A 15,953-nucleotide genomic window follows, 5' to 3' on the forward strand; every position below is an offset into this window, starting at 1 on the left:
CCGCTCCGGCGGGACGCATGCCCACAACGGGGGTGGCGGCGGGTCAGGGGCGGAGGCGGAGGCCTCTGGGGGTGGCCAGGAAGCCGGTGGCTTCCAGGGGGCGGGCCAGGGGGGACGTCAGGGACGCCGTGCCGTTGACCCGCTCCACCGTGACCGTGCCCAGCGACCCCGCCTTCGCCGACGCCGCCAGGGCCTCCGCCGCCGCGCTCAGCGCCGGGTCGTCGGGGTCCGTCGGCCAGGAGAGGAGCGTCTTGCCGCCGCGCTCCATGTAGAGCGTGAGCTCGCCGTCGACCAGGACCACCATCGCGCCCGCCTTGCGGCCCGGCCGGTGACCGGCGCCCGCCGGCGGCTCGGGCCAGGGCAGGGCCGCACCGTAGGCGTTCGCCGGGTCCGCGGCGGCGAGGACGAGGGCGCGGGGGCCCGCCGCGGCCTCGGCGCCGCGGTCGCGGGCCGTCGCGGCCGCCCGCAGCCGGTCCACCGCCCCGTCCATCGCGAACTGGGCCGCGCCGAGCCCCTCCACGACGTAGCCGCGCCGGGCCTGTCCGCTGTCCTCGAAGGCGGCCAGGATCCGGTACGTGGCGGAGAAGCCGCCTTCGACGCCCTCGGCGGCCACCGCGCCCCGGGTGACCACGCCGTGCCGGTCCAGGAGGGTGCGGGCCAGGGCGTGCGCCCGGTGCGTCGGCTCCGGCTCGGGGGGAGGCAGGAGGGACCAGCGGCCGGAGACCGTCGGCGGGCCCGTGCGTGAGACCGGGCGGGCCGCGGCCGTCAGCGCCCCGTACCGGCCGCGCGGGACCGTGCGGCGCGCGCGGTGCGCGGTGGAGCCCGCCGTGCGGCCCGAACCGAGGAGCGCGCGCAGCGGGGCCAGGGTGTCGTTGGTCAGCCGGCCCGACCAGGCCAGGTCCCAGAGGGCGTCGGCCAGCTGCGGATCGGTGGCGTCCGGGTGGGTGGTGGCCCGGATCTGGTCGGCGATCTGCCGGAAGAACAGCCCGTACCCGCCGGAGAGGGCCGTGAGGACGGATGCGTGCAGCGCGGACAGCTCCAGGGGGTGCGGCGGCGGGAGGAGCAGCGGGGCCGCGTCCGCCAGGTAGAGGGAGACCCAGCCGTCCTTGCCCGGGAGCGAGCCCGCGCCCGCCCAGACGACCTCGCCGGTCGTCGTCAGTTCGTCCAGGAGCGCCGGGGAGTAGTCCCGGACCCGGGAGGGCAGGATCAGCTTCTCCAGGGCCGAGGCCGGGACCGGCGCGCCCTGGAGCTGCTCGATCGCGCGCGCGAGGCCGTCGATGCCGCGCAGACCGCTGCTCCCCACGTGCTGCCACTGCGGCAGGAACGTGGCGAGGGCCGCCGGGGGCACCGGCTCCAGCTCGTGGCGCAGGGCCGCAAGGGAGCGGCGCCGCAGCCGGCGCAGGACGGTCGCGTCGCACCACTCCTGGCCGATGCCCGAGGGGTGGAACTCGCCCTGGACGACCCTGCCCGAGGCGGCGAGACGCTGGAGCCCGCCGTCCGTGACGGCCGCGCCGAGTCCGAAGCGGCCGGCGGCCTGGGAGGAGGTGAACGGGCCGTGCGTGCGCGCGTACCGCGCGAGCAGGTCGCCCAGCGGGTCCTTGACCGGCTCGGTGAAGGCCTCGGGCACGCCGACCGGCAGCGCCGTTCCCAGGGCGTCCCGGAGGCGCCCCGCGTCCTCGATCGCCGCCCAGTGGTCCCGGCCGCCGATCCGCACCCGGATCGCGCGGCGGGCGGCCCCGAGGTCGGGCGCCCACCCCGGCTCGGCGCCCCGCTCGGCCAGCTCCGTTTCCGTCAGCGGGCCGAGGACCCGCAGCAGGTCGGCGACGCCCTCCACGTCCTTGATCCGGCGGTCCTCCGTCAGCCACTGGAGCTCCCGCTCCAGCTCCGTCAGCACCTCCGGGTCGAGCAGCTCCCGCAGCTCGGCCTGGCCGAGGAGCTCCGCGAGCAGCCGGGAGTCCAGCGAGAGGGCGGCCGCCCGCCGCTCCGCGAGCGGGGAGTCGCCTTCGTACAGGAACTGCGCCACGTACCCGAGGAGCAGCGAGCGGGCGAAGGGCGACGGCTCCGGGGTGGTGACCTCGACCAGCCGGACCCGGCGGGCCTCGATGTCCCCCATGAGCTCCGTCAGGCCGGGGAGGTCGAAGACGTCCTGGAGGCACTCGCGGACGGCCTCCAGGACGATCGGGAACGAGCCGAACTCGCTCGCCACCTGGAGGAGCTGGGCCGCGCGCTGCCGCTGCTGCCACAGCGGGGTGCGCTTGCCCGGGTTGCGCTTCGGCAGCAGCAGGGCGCGGGCGGCGCACTCGCGGAACCGGGAGGCGAACAGCGCTGAGCCGCCCACCTGGTCGGTGACGATCTGCCCGATCTCGCCCTGGTCGAAGAGGGCGTCGGCCGCACCCACGGGAGCCTTGTCCGCGTCGTACGCCGTGTCCAGGTGCCGGCTCGGGTCGACCGGCTCGTGGTCGAGGAGGTCCAGGCCCATGTCCAGGCCCATCAGGTCGGCGTCGGGCAGGCGCAGCACGATGCCGTCGTCGGCGTGCATCACCTGCGCGTCCATGCCGTACCGCTCGGCGAGCCGCGCGCCGAGCGCCAGCGCCCATGGGGCGTGCACCTGCGCCCCGAACGGGGAGTGGATGACGACCCGCCAGTCCCCGAGCTCGTCGCGGAAGCGCTCGACCAGGATCGTCCGGTCGTCCGGCACGTGGCCGCAGGCCTCGCGCTGCTCCTTGAGGTACGCGAGGACGTTCTCCGCGGCCCAGGCGTCCAGGCCCGCGGCGAGCAGCCGCAGGCGCGCGTCCTCGTCCCCGAGGGCGCCGACCTCGCGGAGGAACGCGCCCACCGCCCGCCCCAGTTCGAGCGGGCGGCCCAGCTGGTCGCCCTTCCAGAACGGCAGCCGTCCCGGCACGCCGGGCGCGGGGGAGACGAGCACCCGGTCCCGGGTGATGTCCTCGATCCGCCAGGAGGTGGTGCCGAGCGTGAAGACGTCGCCGACCCGCGACTCGTACACCATCTCCTCGTCGAGCTCGCCGACCCGGCCCCCGCCCTTCTTGGGGTCCGAGCCCGCGAGGAAGACGCCGAACAGACCGCGGTCGGGGATCGTGCCGCCCGAGGTGACGGCGAGCCGCTGGGCGCCGGGCCGTCCCGTGACCGTCCCGGCGACCCGGTCCCAGACCACGCGCGGGCGCAGCTCGGCGAAGGCGTCCGAGGGGTAGCGGCCGGCCAGCATGTCCAGGACGCCGGTGAACGCCGACTCCGGCAGCGAGGAGAACGGGGCCGAGCGGCGCACCACGGCCAGCAGGTCGTCCACCTGCCAGGTGTCGAGCGCGACCATCGCGACGAGCTGCTGCGCGAGGACGTCCAGAGGATTGGCGGGGATCCGCATCGACTCGATCGCGCCGGAACGCATCCGCTCGGTGACCACGGCGGCCTGCACCAGGTCGCCGCGGTACTTGGGGAAGACCACGCCCGTGGAGACCGCTCCCACCTGGTGGCCCGCGCGCCCCACGCGCTGGAGCCCGGAGGCCACGGACGGCGGCGACTCGACCTGCACCACCAGGTCGACCGCGCCCATGTCGATGCCCAGCTCCAGGCTGGAGGTGGCCACCACGGCGGGCAGCCGGCCCGCCTTCAGGTCCTCCTCCACCTGGGCGCGCTGCTCCTTCGACACCGAACCGTGGTGGGCCCGCGCGAGCAGCGGCGGGGCGCCCTGCGCCGCCCCCGACTGGGCCATGACCTGGGCCGGAGGAGCCCCCTCCGGGAGCGGTTCGCCGGTCGCCCGCTCGTACGCGATCTCGTTGAGCCGGTTGCACAGGCGCTCGGCGAGCCGGCGGGAGTTCGCGAAGACGATCGTGGAGCGGTGGGACTGCACGAGGTCGGCGATCCGCTCCTCGACGTGCGGCCAGATCGACGGCTTGTCCCCGCCGTCCTTCCCCTCGGAGGCGGGGGAGCCGCCGAGCTCGCCCATGTCCTCGACGGGGACGACGACGGACAGGTCGAACTCCTTGCCCGACGGCGGCTGCACGATCTCCACGGCCCGCCCCGGCGAGAGGTAGCGGGCCACCTCGTCGACCGGGCGGACCGTGGCGGACAGGCCGATCCGGCGCGCGGGGCGGGGCAGGAGCTCGTCGAGCCGCTCCAGGGTGAGGGCCAGGTGCGCGCCCCGCTTCGTGCCCGCGACCGCGTGGACCTCGTCCAGGATGACCGTCTCCACGCCCGACAGGGCCTCGCGCGTGGCGGAGGTCAGCATCAGGAACAGGGACTCGGGCGTGGTGATCAGGATGTCCGGCGGCCGGGTCGCGAGCGCCCGGCGCTCGGCCGGCGGGGTGTCCCCGGAGCGGATCCCGACCCGGACGTCCGGCTCGGGCAGACCGAGCCGGACCGACTCCTGGCGGATGCCGGTCAGCGGCGAGCGGAGGTTTCGCTCGACGTCCACGGCCAGGGCCTTCAGCGGCGACACGTACAGCACGCGGCAGCGCTTCTTCGCCTCGGCCGGCGGCGGCGAGGACGCCAGCCGGTCCAGGGAGGCGAGGAAGGCCGCCAGGGTCTTGCCCGAGCCGGTCGGCGCGACGACGAGCACGTCGGAGCCCGCGCCGATGGCCTTCCAGGCGCCCTCCTGCGCGGCGGTGGGCGCGGTGAAGGCCCCGGTGAACCAACCACGGGTCGCGGGGGAGAACGAGTCGAGCGCGGACCTGACCATGCCCCCCATCGTGCACCCGACCACTGACAACCGTCCGGACCTGGGCGAACCCGATCGTCGCGGGGCGCCGCCGGGGCGCAGAATGGGGGAATGGTGACGGGCGCGACGGGGGACGGAGCGAGCGGGGAGCGGGCCCGGTACTGGCAGTACGCCGAGCTGCCCGGGGTCGACCTGCTGCACGCCCACTACATCCGCAAGGCCTTCGCCCGGCACACCCACGAGACCTTCGTCTTCGCCGCGATCACCGAGGGTGTCGAGGCCTTCCACTACCGCGACGAGCTCGTCCAGGCCGGCCCCGGACAGATCGCCCTCGTCAACCCGGACACCCCGCACACCGGGCACGCCGGAGTGCCCGAGGGCTGGACCTACCGGACGATCTACCCGGACGCGGAGATCGTCCGGTCGATCGCCGCCGACACCTTCGCCCTGCGCGGCGAGGCGGGCTTCACCTCGCCCGTCGTCGACGACCCGCACGCCGCCCGGCTCGTCGTCGGCGTCCACCGGGCCGCCGAGGAGGGCAACGCGCTCGCCGCGGACAGCCTGCTGCGCCTGGTCACCGCCCGGATGCTGCGCAGCCACGGCGGTCTCGTCACCCCGCTCCCGCTCCGTTCGGCAGGAGCCCGGAACGCGGCACGCGCGCGTGAGGTCCTGGAGGCCGGGATGGTCGAGCCGCCGACCCTGGAGCGCCTCGCCGCCGACCTGGGCACCAGCCCGTTCGCGCTGCTCCGGGCCTTCCGCGAGGCGTACGGGATGCCTCCGCACACCTGGCTCACCGACGCGCGCGTACGGCGGGCCCGCAGGCTCCTCGACACGGGGACGCCCCCTGCGGAGGCGGCCGCCGCCGTCGGCTTCACCGACCAGTCGCACCTCAGCCGGCACTTCACCCGCAGCGTCGGGGTGCCGCCGGGCGCCTACCAGCGCGCGCGGGGCGCGGCCCGGGAGGCACCGGGCCCTCCCCGCGCAAGAACGTACAAGACCTGACCCGAACCGGCGCCGTACCGTCTCTGACGTGGCAGAACAGACAGCACCTCCCGTCATACGCGACGGCACCCCGGTCAAGCCCGACGCGGCCGTCGTCCGCGACGCGCTCGGCGTCGGCGTCGCCGTCGGGCTCTCCGGCTTCGCCTTCGGCGTGACCTCCGCGGGCTCCGGCCTGAGCCTCCTCCAGACCTGCGTCCTCAGCCTGCTCGTCTTCACCGGCGCCTCGCAGTTCGCCCTGGTCGGAGCGCTCGCCGCGGGCGGCAACCCCTTCACGGCCGCCGCCGGCGCCTTCTTCCTGGGCACCCGCAACGCCTTCTACGGACTGCGGCTCTCCCAGCTCCTCGCGGTACCGAAGGCCGTCCGGCCCCTCGCCGCGCACTGGGTGATCGACGAGACCACGGCCGTCGCCCTCGCGCAGCCGTCCCGCCGCGCCGCCCGGATCGGCTTCACCGTCACCGGCCTCACCCTGTACGTCCTGTGGAACCTGACCACGTTCCTCGGGGCGCTCGGCGCCGAGGCGATCGGCGACACCGCGGCCTGGGGGCTCGACGCCGCGGGCCCCGCCGTCTTCCTGGCCCTGCTCGCCCCCATGCTGAAGTCCACGACCGAGCGCGCCACCGCCGGCATCGCCGTCCTGCTGGGCCTCGGCCTGCTGCCCGTCCTGCCCGCCGGGGTCCCGGTCCTCGCCGCGGCCCTCGCCGCGCCCGCCGTGCTCTGGGCCCAGGGCCGCCGCACGGCCCCCACCGGAGAGAAGGACTCCCGATGAACGTCTGGATCGCGATCGCCCTCACCGCCGGCGGCTGCTACCTCGTCAAGCTGATCGGCCTGCTCGTACCCGCCGGAGCGCTGGAACGCCCCCTCGTCCAGCGGCTCGCCGCCCTGCTCCCCGTCGCGCTGCTCGCCGCGCTCACCGCGCAGCAGACCTTCAGCACGGGCGGCGACCTCGTCCTGGACGCCCGGGCCGCCGGGCTCGCCGCGGCCGCCGTCGCGCTCGTCCTGCGCGCGCCGTTCCTGGTCGTGGTGGGCGCGGCCGTCGCCGTCACGGCGGGGGTCCGGGCCCTGGGGTGGTGACGGCAGGACCTTCACGGGGCCGGTGACGCCGTACGGCCATCGATCCCGTACGGCCATCGGGCCCGTACCGCCCACCGGTCCCGTACCGCCCACCGGTCCCGTACCGCGCCTGCTCAGTGCGCCACCGGCACCCCCACCGGTGGGGTCTCCGGGACGCCCAGGCGCTCCGCGTCCCGCTCCGGGCGCAGGAACAGCGCCGTCAGGACGCCGGCGACCGCGAGCAGCCCGGCCGTGAACAGCCAGCCGTTCTCGTACCCACGGGCCGTCGTCGCGCCCGCGTCCACGATGCCGCCGAGGACCAGCGGCGCGAGCACCCCGCCCAGCGCGAAGACGCAGACCACCGCGCCGAGCACCACCCCGCGCTGCGCGGGCGGGGTGATCCGGGCGACCGCGGTCTGGCCCACCGTCATCATCGGCAGCGCCAGCGCCATCGGACCGAACATCATCGGCACCCGCAGCCAGTCCGCGCCCGCCGTCGCGAAGACCGTCACGGCCACCGCGGAGAGCAGGAGCAGCACCCCCGCACCCGCGCCCGCCGGCAGCCGTCCCGGCCTGCCGCGCCGGGCCGCCCGCTGGGCGACCACCCCGTGGACCAGCAGGACCACGCCGTTGGCGACGGCGCCCGCGCCGACCATCAGACCGGCCCGGTGCGCGTCCCAGCCGAGGACCGCCTCCAGGTAGTCCGGCAGCCAGGTCAGCTTCGAGCTCATCAGCCAGTACGCGGCGAACGAGCCCGCGCACGCCGTCAGGAACGTGCCGCTCAGCAGGACCCGGCGCAGCGGGACCTCCGTGACCCCCGCGTCCTCGGGGCCCCGCGTCCCGCCCACCGGGGGCGCGAGCGGGCCCTCGGAGCCGTACCGGCGCCAGACGGCCGCCCACACCAGGCCGGTCACGCCGACCGCGCCGAAGGCCCAGCGCCAGCCCCACTCCGAGATCACCGCCGACAGGAGGGGTGCGGCGACCGCCACCCCGGCCGCGGCGCCGACCATCAGGACGGCCGTCGGCAGGTTCCGGTCCCGCTGGCCGAACCAGCCGTGCAGGTGGTGGACCGCGACCGGCGCCGCCGGACCCTCCGCCGCGCCGAGCAGCACACGGGTCAGCACCAGCGTCCCGAATCCGGCCGCGGCCCACACCATCGGCAGCTGCGCCACCGACCACAGGAGCGCCATCCCGAGCAGCAGGACGGACGTCCGCACCTTCCGGGTCAGCGCCGACACGGCGAGCGCCGACACCGAGAACAGCGCGAAGAACGCCGCCTGCGACGCCCCGAACTCCTGCCGGGAGATGCCGAACTCGCGCATGATGTCCGGCCCGGCGAGACCGAGGACGGTCTTGTCCGCGAAGTTGACCAGCATGAACGCGAGCAGCAGCCAGGTGGTGCCCCAGGCGCCCCGCTTCCCGGCCGTGCGGACCGCCGCCGCGCTCCGGGCCCCGCCTCCCGTCACGCTGCCGGCCCCGCTCATCCGCAGCACGGGTCCTCTTCGGCGACGACGCCCACGCTGATCGCCCCGGCGGCCCGCTCCCGGCCCGCGGCGGAACGGGTCAGCTCCGTCGTGACGTCCGTGCCCTCCGCCACCGCCGCGGACTCCGCCGCCGCCCAGTGGAAGACCCCGCGCGCCATCGTCGACGTCTCGCGCCCGGCCCGCGTCTCGTACACCCGGGCCCGGATCCGGGCCACCACGGCGTCCGCGGGTGCGGCCAGGGCCGCCGTCTCCGCCAGGTGCGAGGCGAGCCGCAGCTCGCCCTCGTCCAGGAGGCGGGCCGCCCGCTCGGCGAGGGCGAGCGCGCCGCCCGCCGCCTCCGCGAACTCGGCCGCGACGGCCGCCTCGGGGGCCGGCTTCAGATGGGCGGGGTTCTGGTCGTACCAGCCGCCCCACAGGCGCCACAGGTTCCGTACGACGAACTCCGGCTCGTCGTAGGCCGGGTGCAGGTACGGCTTCGCGAGCAGCTCCTCCGGGACCTTCACCCCGTGGATGACGGCGTCCAGACGCAGCCCCGCGTTCATCAGCTCCCGCGTCTGCGCGCACAGCGACTCCAGGAGGGCCGCCGTGTCGTCGAGCGCGCGTGCCACCCGGTCCGCGCCGACGATCGGGATGCCGTGGCCCGGCAGCAGCACCTCGGCGCCGAGCTCGCCCATGGCGCGCAGGGCCCGCGCCCACTCCTCCGGGTAGCGCTGCACCTTCTGCGGGTTGCCGGCGTTGGGGGAGTTCCAGATGAAGAGGTCGCCCGTGCACAGGGTCCTGAGCTCCGGCACCCACACGTAGGTGTGGTCGTCCGTCTCCCCGCGCGCGTGGAACAGCTCGAACGTCAACTCGCCGTGACGCACGGTCAACCGGTCGCGGTACGTCGTGTCCGGGTGGCGGTACGCGGTGGGCCACTCCAGGCCCGGTACGCCGAACTGGCGCCGGTTGATCCACGCGTTGTAGCCCGCGGTCTCCACGTACCGTTCGAAGCGGGCGGCCACCGCCTCGTGCGCGATCACCTCCGGGCGGACCCGCTCGGCGTCGAACGGCGCCACCCCGAAGACATGGTCGACATGGCCGTGCGTGAAGACGACCGCCCGTACCGGGTCCTGGCTGAACGCGCGCACCGCCCTGTGCAGCAGCTCCGCCGTGCGCACGTCGCCCGAGTCCACCAGGACGAGCCCGTCGCCGCTGTCGAAGACGGCGACGTTCGCGAACGCCGGGAAGAACCCGATCCGGTCGCGGACCCGGACCAGCTCCTCCGAGGTGAACGCGCCCGTGAGGTGAGGCAGCAGGGTCTCCTCGCCCCGCCACACCCGGTCGGTGTAGTCGAGATACGTACGGGGGGTGTGCTCGGTCATACCAGCGGCTCCTTCGGTGCGGTGCGGCGGAACGCCTGGGCACCGAGTTTCGGCCCGTCAGGCGTGGCACGACATCCCGCGCCGTCACATCCTTCGACGGTCGGTACTGTGACCCGTCACAGTCCGCAGGTGCGGAGGAGAGGAGCCGTCGTGACGGAGGTCTCCGCGGAGGCCCGGGCGCTCGCGCTGCGATGCGAGGCCCGGGTCAACGAGCTCGCACGCCGGATGACCAGGGACTCCTTCGCACGGCTGCCCGGCTACGACCGGCTGCCCGACGAGATGAAGGACATCGAGATCGCGGCGACCGTACGCCACGGCGTACGGCTCTTCCTCCGCAGCGCCCTCGCACCCGGGGGCCGTGAGGCCGGTGACACGCGCCTGTTCCGCGAGCGCGCCGCGCAGCGCGCCGAGGAGGGCATGCCGCTCCACCTGCTGCTCCGCAGTCACAGCCTCGGCGCGTACATGCTGTGGCGGGCGCTGCGCGAGGCGGCCCTCCCCGGCGACGAGGCGGCCCTCGTCGAGCTCGCCGACCTCCTCTTCGCGTCCCAGCCGGGCATCGTCGGCGCCGTCGCCGAGACCTACCTCGACGAGCGCTCGGCCCTGGAGACCGAGCGGCGGGCCCAGCTCCGCTCCCTGCTGCGCGGGCTCCTCGACGGGACGCTGCCCCCGGCCCGGCTCGCGGCGGCCCCCTTCGGCATCGACGGCCCCTGCCTGGTGCTCGCCGTCGGCGCCGTCGCACCGCCCGACGAGGGCGAGGTGGCGGCACGGCGGCGGCTGCGCCGCGTCCGGACGGCGCTCGACCACGGCTTCGGCGTGGAGGTGCCCGCCCTCATCGACACCGGTACGGAGCCGGGGCGGGCGATCGTCCCCGGTGCGACCGAGCCGCCCGAGGACCTGGCGGAGCGGCTCTCCCGGGCCGCCGGCACCACGCTGCGGGTCGCCGTCGTGCCCGCCGCGGGCCCGGAGGCGGTGCCCGAGGCCTCCCGTACCGCCGGAGAGGTCCTGCGGGTCGCTGCGGGGTGCGGCCTGCCGCCCGGACTGCACCGGCTCGACGACGTGCTCCTGGAGTACCACCTGTCCCGGCCCGGGGAGAGCGGCCGTCGCATCGCCGCCCTCCTCGACCCGGTCGCCGACCGCCCCGAGCTCCTGGAGACTCTGCGCGTCCACCTCGCCCACGGCCAGGACCGGCGCGCCACGGCCGCCGCGCTCGGGCTGCACCCCAACACCGTCGACAACCGGCTCGCCCGCACCACCGAGCGGACCGGCATCGACCTGGCGACGCCGAGGGGCACGGCCACCGCCCTCGCGGCGCTGCTGCTGCGCGAGGCCCCGGAGGGGTAGGGCGGAGGCCGGCCCCGCGCGGGTGCCCGCCCGGGACCCTGGCCGCCGGCCCTGCCCGTCAGTCGATCGCGCGGCCGTGCGCGCGGAGGGTGCGCAGGGCCTCGACGGTGACGATCGGGCGCCACTCCAGAGCCGAGCCGGGCGCCCAGGCGCGCCACCGGACCGGCCAGCCGCCGTCCTCCTGCTGGTCGGCCTGGAGCCGGTCGAGGGAGCGTGTCATCTCCTCCTCCGTGAACCAGCGTCCGGCCAGGGAGTCCGGCACGCGCGCGTAGTCGTGGGGGTGGTGGTACTCGCCGGGCGCGTAGCCGTCCGCGAGCGGGTGGTCCTCCGGCCGGTCGGGGTCCAGGACCGCGAGGCCCTGCTCTCGGACGAGCCGGCCGAGCCTGTCCGCCGCCGCCTCGGCACGCGGGCGGTCGGGGGCCGAGTCCAGGAAGGCGACGGCCGCCTGGATCTCGTACGGATGGGACTTCTCCAGCGACTCCACGGCCGACCAGCAGAACTCGGTGGCCCGGAACAGCCACGCGTGCCACACCTGGTTGCGGTGCAGCACGCCGACCACCGGGCCGGTCGAGAGCAGCGCGCTCGGCGGGGAGTCGACGACCGGCACGAAGGGCGCGGAGGGGTAGCCGCGCTGGGACGGGTGGATCGCGGGGAGCGCCCCGTCGTGGGTGGACACCTCCGTGAGGTAGCGGCAGATCCGCTCCACGCGCAGGCCGCCGCAGCGGCCGATGGAGTCCAGGATCCGCAGCCCGTGCGCGGTGTGCAGCGGCTGGCTCACCGGGCCGCGCAGATCCGGTTCGAGCGCGTGTCCGTAGCCGCCGTCCTCGTTGAGGTACGCCATGAGGGCCGTCTCGACCCGGTCCGGGCCGCCGCGCAGGAAGTGGTAGGCGAACCGGTGCTGTTCGAGGACGCGGGCCGTCAGCCAGACGAAGCGCTCGGCGCGTGCCAGGGGAGTCGAGGGCGGGGAGTGGAGGGGATTTTCGGCCATGCTCCGACCGTAGGGCGGAAAAGCGCGGTGACAAGGTCTGCGGAGCGGGCTGCACTCTTGGGAGCGGGATACTGGGGTCATGCGGTTGACGATTTTCTGGGAACGGATGGCCGACCACTTCGGTGCGCACTACGCCGAGTCCTTCGCTCGCGATCACGTGATGGCGGAGCTCGGGGGCCGGACGGTGCACGAGGCGCTGGACGCCGGCTGGGAGGCGAAGGACGTGTGGCGTGCCGTCTGCGCGGCCGTCGGCGTCCCGGCCGACAAGCGGTGACCGGAAGGCGAACCGCGGGGTGACAGGAGGGGATGTGCGGGGCCCCGGGTGGAATGTCCGTGCGGTGCGCGAGACTGGCGGGGTGGCCCCGACTGACGACACCGACAAGACCGAACCGAACGACGTGCCCGACACCGCCGGCGTGACGGCTTCCGCGACCCCGGCTCAGACCCCTGCCCCGGCCCCGGTCCAAGCCCCGGCCGCCGCCGCGGCGCAGGCCCCCGCCCCGAGAGCGGCGGCCGACGGGCCCGCGGCCCCGGCCGCCGTCCCGTCGGACCCCGGGGCCGGACCGGCGGCGGGGTCCGCGCGGATGCCGCGCTGGCTGCCCCGCGCGCTCGTGCTCGCCCTCGCGCTCTACGCCGTCTTCCAGCTGGGCAACTGGGCCTTCCACCAGATCATCGGCCTCCTCGTCAACATCCTGCTGGCCTTCTTCCTCGCCCTCGCCATCGAGCCGGCGGTCGGACGTATGGCGGCGCGCGGGATGCGGCGCGGCCTCGCCACCTTCCTCGTCTTCTTCGCCGTCACGGTCTTCGGCGTCGGCTTCGTCGTCCTCCTCGGTTCGATGCTGGCCGGCCAGATCGTGGACATGGTCGAGAACTTCCCGAAGTACCTCGACTCGTTGATCAACTGGATCAACCAGAACTTCCACACGGACCTGTCGAGGGTCGAGGTCCAGGACAGCGTCCTGAGCTCCGACTGGCTCCAGAAGTACGTGCAGAACAGCGCGTCCGGCGTCCTCGACGTCTCCGCCACCGTCCTCGGCGGGCTCTTCCGGCTCCTCACGATCTTCCTGTTCTCGTTCTACTTCGCGGCCGACGGGCCCCGGCTGCGGCGCGCGCTCTGCTCCGTCCTGCCGCCGGCCCGGCAGACCGAGGTCCTGCGGGCCTGGGAGATCGCCGTCGACAAGACAGGCGGCTACCTCTACTCGCGCGGTCTGATGGCGCTCATCTCGGGCATCGCGCACTTCGTGCTCTTCGAGATCCTGGGCGTGCCGTACGCCCCGGCGCTCGCCGTGTGGGTCGGCCTGGTCTCGCAGTTCATCCCGACCATCGGCACCTATCTGGCCGGTGCCCTGCCGATGCTGATCGCCTTCACGGTCAACCCCTGGTACGCGCTGTGGGTGCTCGGCTTCGTCGTGATCTACCAGCAGTTCGAGAACTACGTGCTCCAGCCCAAGCTCACCTCGAAGACCGTGGACATCCACCCTGCGGTCGCCTTCGGCTCGGTCATCGCGGGCACGGCGCTGCTCGGGGCGGTCGGCGCGCTGATCGCCATCCCGGCCGTCGCCACCCTCCAGGCCTTCCTCGGCGCGTACGTGAAGCGGTACGACGTGACGGACGACCCGCGCGTCCACGGCCACCGGAGATACGGCGAGGCGGTCGTCGCCCGGCTGCAGAAGGCCCTGCACCACAAGAAGGAGTCCTCGCAGGGGGAGTCCTGATCCGGAGCCTGCTTCTGGAGTTCTGATCCGGAGCCCTGATTCGGAGCCCCGATCTGGAGCCCCACCGAAGCCCCGATCCCGCGCGCGGTCAGAGGTACGAGGGGCCGGTCACCCGGTGCCGGAAGGCGTGCCAGATCCACGCCTGGACGGCCACGAGCAGCGGGGTGACGACCAGCAGGGTCGGCACCAGCACGCCGAGCGTGGCGGGCGCGGCCGTCCGCCCGGCCAGGGGCAGCGCCGTGCCCGCCCAGAGCGGCAGCCCGGCGAGCAGGACACCGGTGAGCGCGAAGGACTGCCAGGGGCGCCCGGAGCGTCCGACGAGCCGGCGGGCCCGCTCGTACGGCACGCCCGTGAGGCGCAGGGCGGCGAAGCCGAGCCCGTGCGCCGCGAACAGCGCGGCCACGGCGAGCGCGGTGAGCACCGCCGTGGGACCCGTCGCGGGGACGTACGGGCGCCCGGTCAGCAGGGCCGCGAGCAGCCACCCCCAGGAGAGCGCGACGGTCCAGCTGCCGCAGGCCACGGCGGCGTCGCAGCCCGCGCGCCAGCGGGGCCCGGGGCCCCGGCCGCGCGACCAGAGCCCCGCGTCCCGGACGATCCAGCCGGCCAGGAGGGCCACGAGGACCGGGACCTGGCCGCTCAGGAGCTCCCCTTCGAGGGTGGGGAAGCAGCCGACGAGGACGCCGGCGGTGGCGACCAGCCAGACCTCGTTGCCCAGGAAGAAGGGGGCGAAGGACGCGAGGACGAGGCGCCGCTCGGGGTCGTCCCGGCCGAGCCAGGGGGCGAGCATGCCGGTGCCCAGGTCCGCCCCCGCGAGGACGGACCAGCCCACGGCGAAGAAGGCGAGCAGGGCGATGGCCAGGGTCTCCACGAGGGCTCCTCGTTTCTCGGCGGTACGGACGGTTCAGTAGCGGGGAGCCGGCAGCGAGTCCGCCGGGTCGGCCGGCGGCGCGCCTCCCTCCCCGTCGGCGGCGTCCGGGCGTTCGTCGTGGCCGAGGCCGGACTCGACGGGGCCGCGGCGGGCGTGCCGTGCGAGGAGCCAGGCGTTGAGGAGCGCGAGCAGGACGAAGACCGTGGTGAAGACGGTGAGGGAGAGGCGCATGGTGCCCGGCGAGAGGTCCGAGACGGCGTCCTCCGTCCTGAGGAGCCCGTAGACCACCCACGGCTGCCGCCCCGCCTCCCGGAAGACCCAGCCGCTGATCATCGCGAGGTACGGCAGGGGCACGGCCGCCATCAGGACGAGGTGCCAGAGCCGGAACCGGAAGACGGCCTTCTTGAAGCAGGCCAGGATCACCCCGGCGAAGCACAGGTACATCATCAGCGCGAAGCTGATCAGCATCACCAGGCCGCCGCCCCGGGTCCACGCCTCCGAGGGCACGTAGTCGCCCGGCCCGAAGCGGTCCGTCATCTCGGCCTGGATCCGCGCGATCTCGGCCGCCTTCCCGGCGAAGACGGCGGACTTCATGGGCTGGAAGGTCGTGAGGGTGCCGAACTGCAGCCCGCCGAAGACGGCCGCGGCCATCAGCGCGGGCGCCGACAGGAAGACCCCGATGCGCAGGCTGCGGCCGAAGAACTCCCACTCCGGGCTGCGCCGGAAGAGGTGGTACGCGCTCACCCCGGCCATGAAGAACCCCGCGGTCAGCAGCGCGCCCGCCAGGACGTGCCCGAAGGCGAGCAGCGCGGAGGGGTTGGTGAGCACTGCGACCGGGTCGTCGAGGACCAGCTCCCCGCCCTCGGAGGAGTAGCCCACGGGGTGGTTGAGGAAGCCGTTGGAGACGAGGATCCAGTACGCCGAGACGTAGGCGGTCAGGACCACGATCCAGATCGCGGCCAGGTGGGCCCAGCGGTTGAGCCGGTTCCAGCCGAAGATCCACAGGCCGAGGAAGGTCGACTCGACGAAGAACGCCACGATCGTCTCGACGGCGAGCGAGGCCCCGAGAACATTGCCCGCCTCGTGCGTGAGTCCGCTCCACGCCATGCCGAACTGGAACTCCATCACGAGGCCCGTGACGATGCCGACCGCGTAGTTGATCACGTACAGCTGGCCCCAGAACCGCACCATGCGCGCGTGCAGCGGATTCCGGCTGAACGTCGCCCTGGTCTGGAGCACGGCGACGACGGTCGCGAGCCCCAGGGTGAGGGCGACGAAGAGGAAGTGGCCGCCCGCGGTGAGGGCGAACTGCAGCCGCGCGAGATCGAGTACGTCCTGATTCACCCGGTCAGCGTGGGCGTAGGGTCAGGGGCCCGGCGTCACCCCGGGGTGGACACCGGCCGTACCCCGGCGGTTGTGCCTGCCCCCGCGCGCGTACTCCGTGAGTTGCGCCCGGGGCGCTCCCACCCGTA

The 15,953-nt window shown here is 74.8% G+C and carries 12 protein-coding genes; 6 read left to right on the forward strand and 6 right to left on the reverse strand.

Annotated elements, in window-relative coordinates:
* Positions 1–43: 43 nt before the first annotated feature.
* Positions 44–4,693 carry an Lhr family ATP-dependent helicase gene (locus tag ACN9MM_RS28530; RefSeq protein ID WP_426366542.1) on the reverse strand — a complete coding sequence of 1,550 codons (4,650 nt, stop codon included), beginning with the start codon at positions 4,691–4,693 and terminating at the stop codon, positions 44–46.
* A gap of 90 nt (positions 4,694–4,783) precedes the next feature.
* Between ACN9MM_RS28530 and ACN9MM_RS28535 the strand changes: the two genes are divergently transcribed.
* From ACN9MM_RS28535 to ACN9MM_RS28545, 3 genes are read left to right on the forward strand one after another with little or no spacing between them, the layout of a single operon-like run.
* Entirely contained in the window at positions 4,784–5,674 is an 891-nt protein-coding gene (locus ACN9MM_RS28535; protein WP_426366544.1) for an AraC family transcriptional regulator, read from the forward strand.
* 28 nt (positions 5,675–5,702) lie between these two features.
* On the forward strand, positions 5,703–6,440 hold the full coding sequence (locus tag ACN9MM_RS28540; RefSeq protein ID WP_426366545.1) for an AzlC family ABC transporter permease: 738 nt from the start codon (positions 5,703–5,705) through the stop codon (positions 6,438–6,440).
* Positions 6,437–6,745 (forward strand): AzlD domain-containing protein, encoded by a 309-nt coding sequence (locus tag ACN9MM_RS28545; protein WP_382868705.1) that lies wholly within the window; start codon positions 6,437–6,439, stop codon positions 6,743–6,745. Before ACN9MM_RS28540 ends, ACN9MM_RS28545 begins: the two co-directional genes overlap by 4 nt.
* 113 nt (positions 6,746–6,858) lie before the next feature.
* On the opposite strand, the gene ACN9MM_RS28550 is transcribed toward ACN9MM_RS28545, so the two are convergent.
* The gene (locus ACN9MM_RS28550) at positions 6,859–8,208 is read right to left on the reverse strand and encodes an MFS transporter (protein ID WP_426368850.1); all 1,350 of its coding nucleotides are present in this window, start codon (positions 8,206–8,208) and stop codon (positions 6,859–6,861) included.
* Positions 8,205–9,569: an alkyl sulfatase dimerization domain-containing protein gene (locus ACN9MM_RS28555; protein WP_426366546.1), complete on the reverse strand. Its 1,365-nt coding sequence runs from the start codon at positions 9,567–9,569 to the stop codon at positions 8,205–8,207. Before ACN9MM_RS28555 ends, ACN9MM_RS28550 begins: the two co-directional genes overlap by 4 nt.
* A 150-nt stretch (positions 9,570–9,719) precedes the next feature.
* Here ACN9MM_RS28555 and ACN9MM_RS28560 point away from each other — a divergent pair, with 150 nt between their 5' ends.
* On the forward strand, positions 9,720–10,910 hold the full coding sequence (locus ACN9MM_RS28560) for a PucR family transcriptional regulator (protein WP_426366548.1): 1,191 nt from the start codon (positions 9,720–9,722) through the stop codon (positions 10,908–10,910).
* 58 nt (positions 10,911–10,968) lie between these two features.
* Here the strand turns inward: ACN9MM_RS28560 and ACN9MM_RS28565 are convergent, their stop codons facing one another.
* Positions 10,969–11,898: a hypothetical protein gene (locus ACN9MM_RS28565; protein ID WP_426366549.1), complete on the reverse strand. Its 930-nt coding sequence runs from the start codon at positions 11,896–11,898 to the stop codon at positions 10,969–10,971.
* Positions 11,899–11,977: 79 nt separating this feature from the next.
* On the opposite strand from ACN9MM_RS28565, the gene ACN9MM_RS28570 reads away from it, so the two are divergent.
* Both ACN9MM_RS28570 and ACN9MM_RS28575 read left to right on the forward strand, forming a co-directional pair.
* Positions 11,978–12,172: a DUF3046 domain-containing protein gene (locus tag ACN9MM_RS28570; protein ID WP_426366550.1), complete on the forward strand. Its 195-nt coding sequence runs from the start codon at positions 11,978–11,980 to the stop codon at positions 12,170–12,172.
* A 310-nt stretch (positions 12,173–12,482) separates the two neighbouring features.
* Positions 12,483–13,613, forward strand: a complete 1,131-nt coding sequence (locus ACN9MM_RS28575; protein ID WP_382868731.1) for an AI-2E family transporter — start codon at positions 12,483–12,485, stop codon at positions 13,611–13,613.
* 88 nt (positions 13,614–13,701) lie between these two features.
* Here ACN9MM_RS28575 and ACN9MM_RS28580 read toward each other — a convergent pair whose 3' ends face one another.
* Together ACN9MM_RS28580 and ACN9MM_RS28585 are read right to left on the reverse strand one after the other, a co-directional pair.
* Positions 13,702–14,481, reverse strand: coding sequence for a cytochrome d ubiquinol oxidase subunit II (locus ACN9MM_RS28580; RefSeq protein WP_426366551.1), 780 nt, complete (start codon positions 14,479–14,481; stop codon positions 13,702–13,704).
* A gap of 33 nt (positions 14,482–14,514) precedes the next feature.
* A complete protein-coding gene (locus tag ACN9MM_RS28585; RefSeq protein ID WP_426366552.1) occupies positions 14,515–15,825 on the reverse strand; it encodes a cytochrome ubiquinol oxidase subunit I in 1,311 nt (436 codons plus the stop codon).
* Between the last annotated feature and the right edge of the window lie 128 nt (positions 15,826–15,953).

The organism is Streptomyces sp. E-08 (assembly GCF_049913095.1).
Taxonomy (GTDB): Bacteria; Actinomycetota; Actinomycetes; order Streptomycetales; family Streptomycetaceae; genus Streptomyces.

Bases quoted from the DNA above. Each gene is read 5' to 3' on its own strand.
- ACN9MM_RS28545 (WP_382868705.1), top strand. From the start codon at position 6,437: ATGAACGTCTGGATCGCGATCGCCCTCACCGCCGGCGGCTGCTACCTC.
- ACN9MM_RS28555 (WP_426366546.1), bottom strand. From the start codon at position 9,569: ATGACCGAGCACACCCCCCGTACGTATCTCGACTACACCGACCGGGTG.
- ACN9MM_RS28530 (WP_426366542.1), bottom strand. From the start codon at position 4,693: ATGGTCAGGTCCGCGCTCGACTCGTTCTCCCCCGCGACCCGTGGTTGG.
- ACN9MM_RS28535 (WP_426366544.1), top strand. From the start codon at position 4,784: ATGGTGACGGGCGCGACGGGGGACGGAGCGAGCGGGGAGCGGGCCCGG.
- ACN9MM_RS28565 (WP_426366549.1), bottom strand. From the start codon at position 11,898: ATGGCCGAAAATCCCCTCCACTCCCCGCCCTCGACTCCCCTGGCACGC.
- ACN9MM_RS28575 (WP_382868731.1), top strand. From the start codon at position 12,483: ATGCCGCGCTGGCTGCCCCGCGCGCTCGTGCTCGCCCTCGCGCTCTAC.
- ACN9MM_RS28570 (WP_426366550.1), top strand. From the start codon at position 11,978: ATGCGGTTGACGATTTTCTGGGAACGGATGGCCGACCACTTCGGTGCG.
- ACN9MM_RS28550 (WP_426368850.1), bottom strand. From the start codon at position 8,208: ATGAGCGGGGCCGGCAGCGTGACGGGAGGCGGGGCCCGGAGCGCGGCG.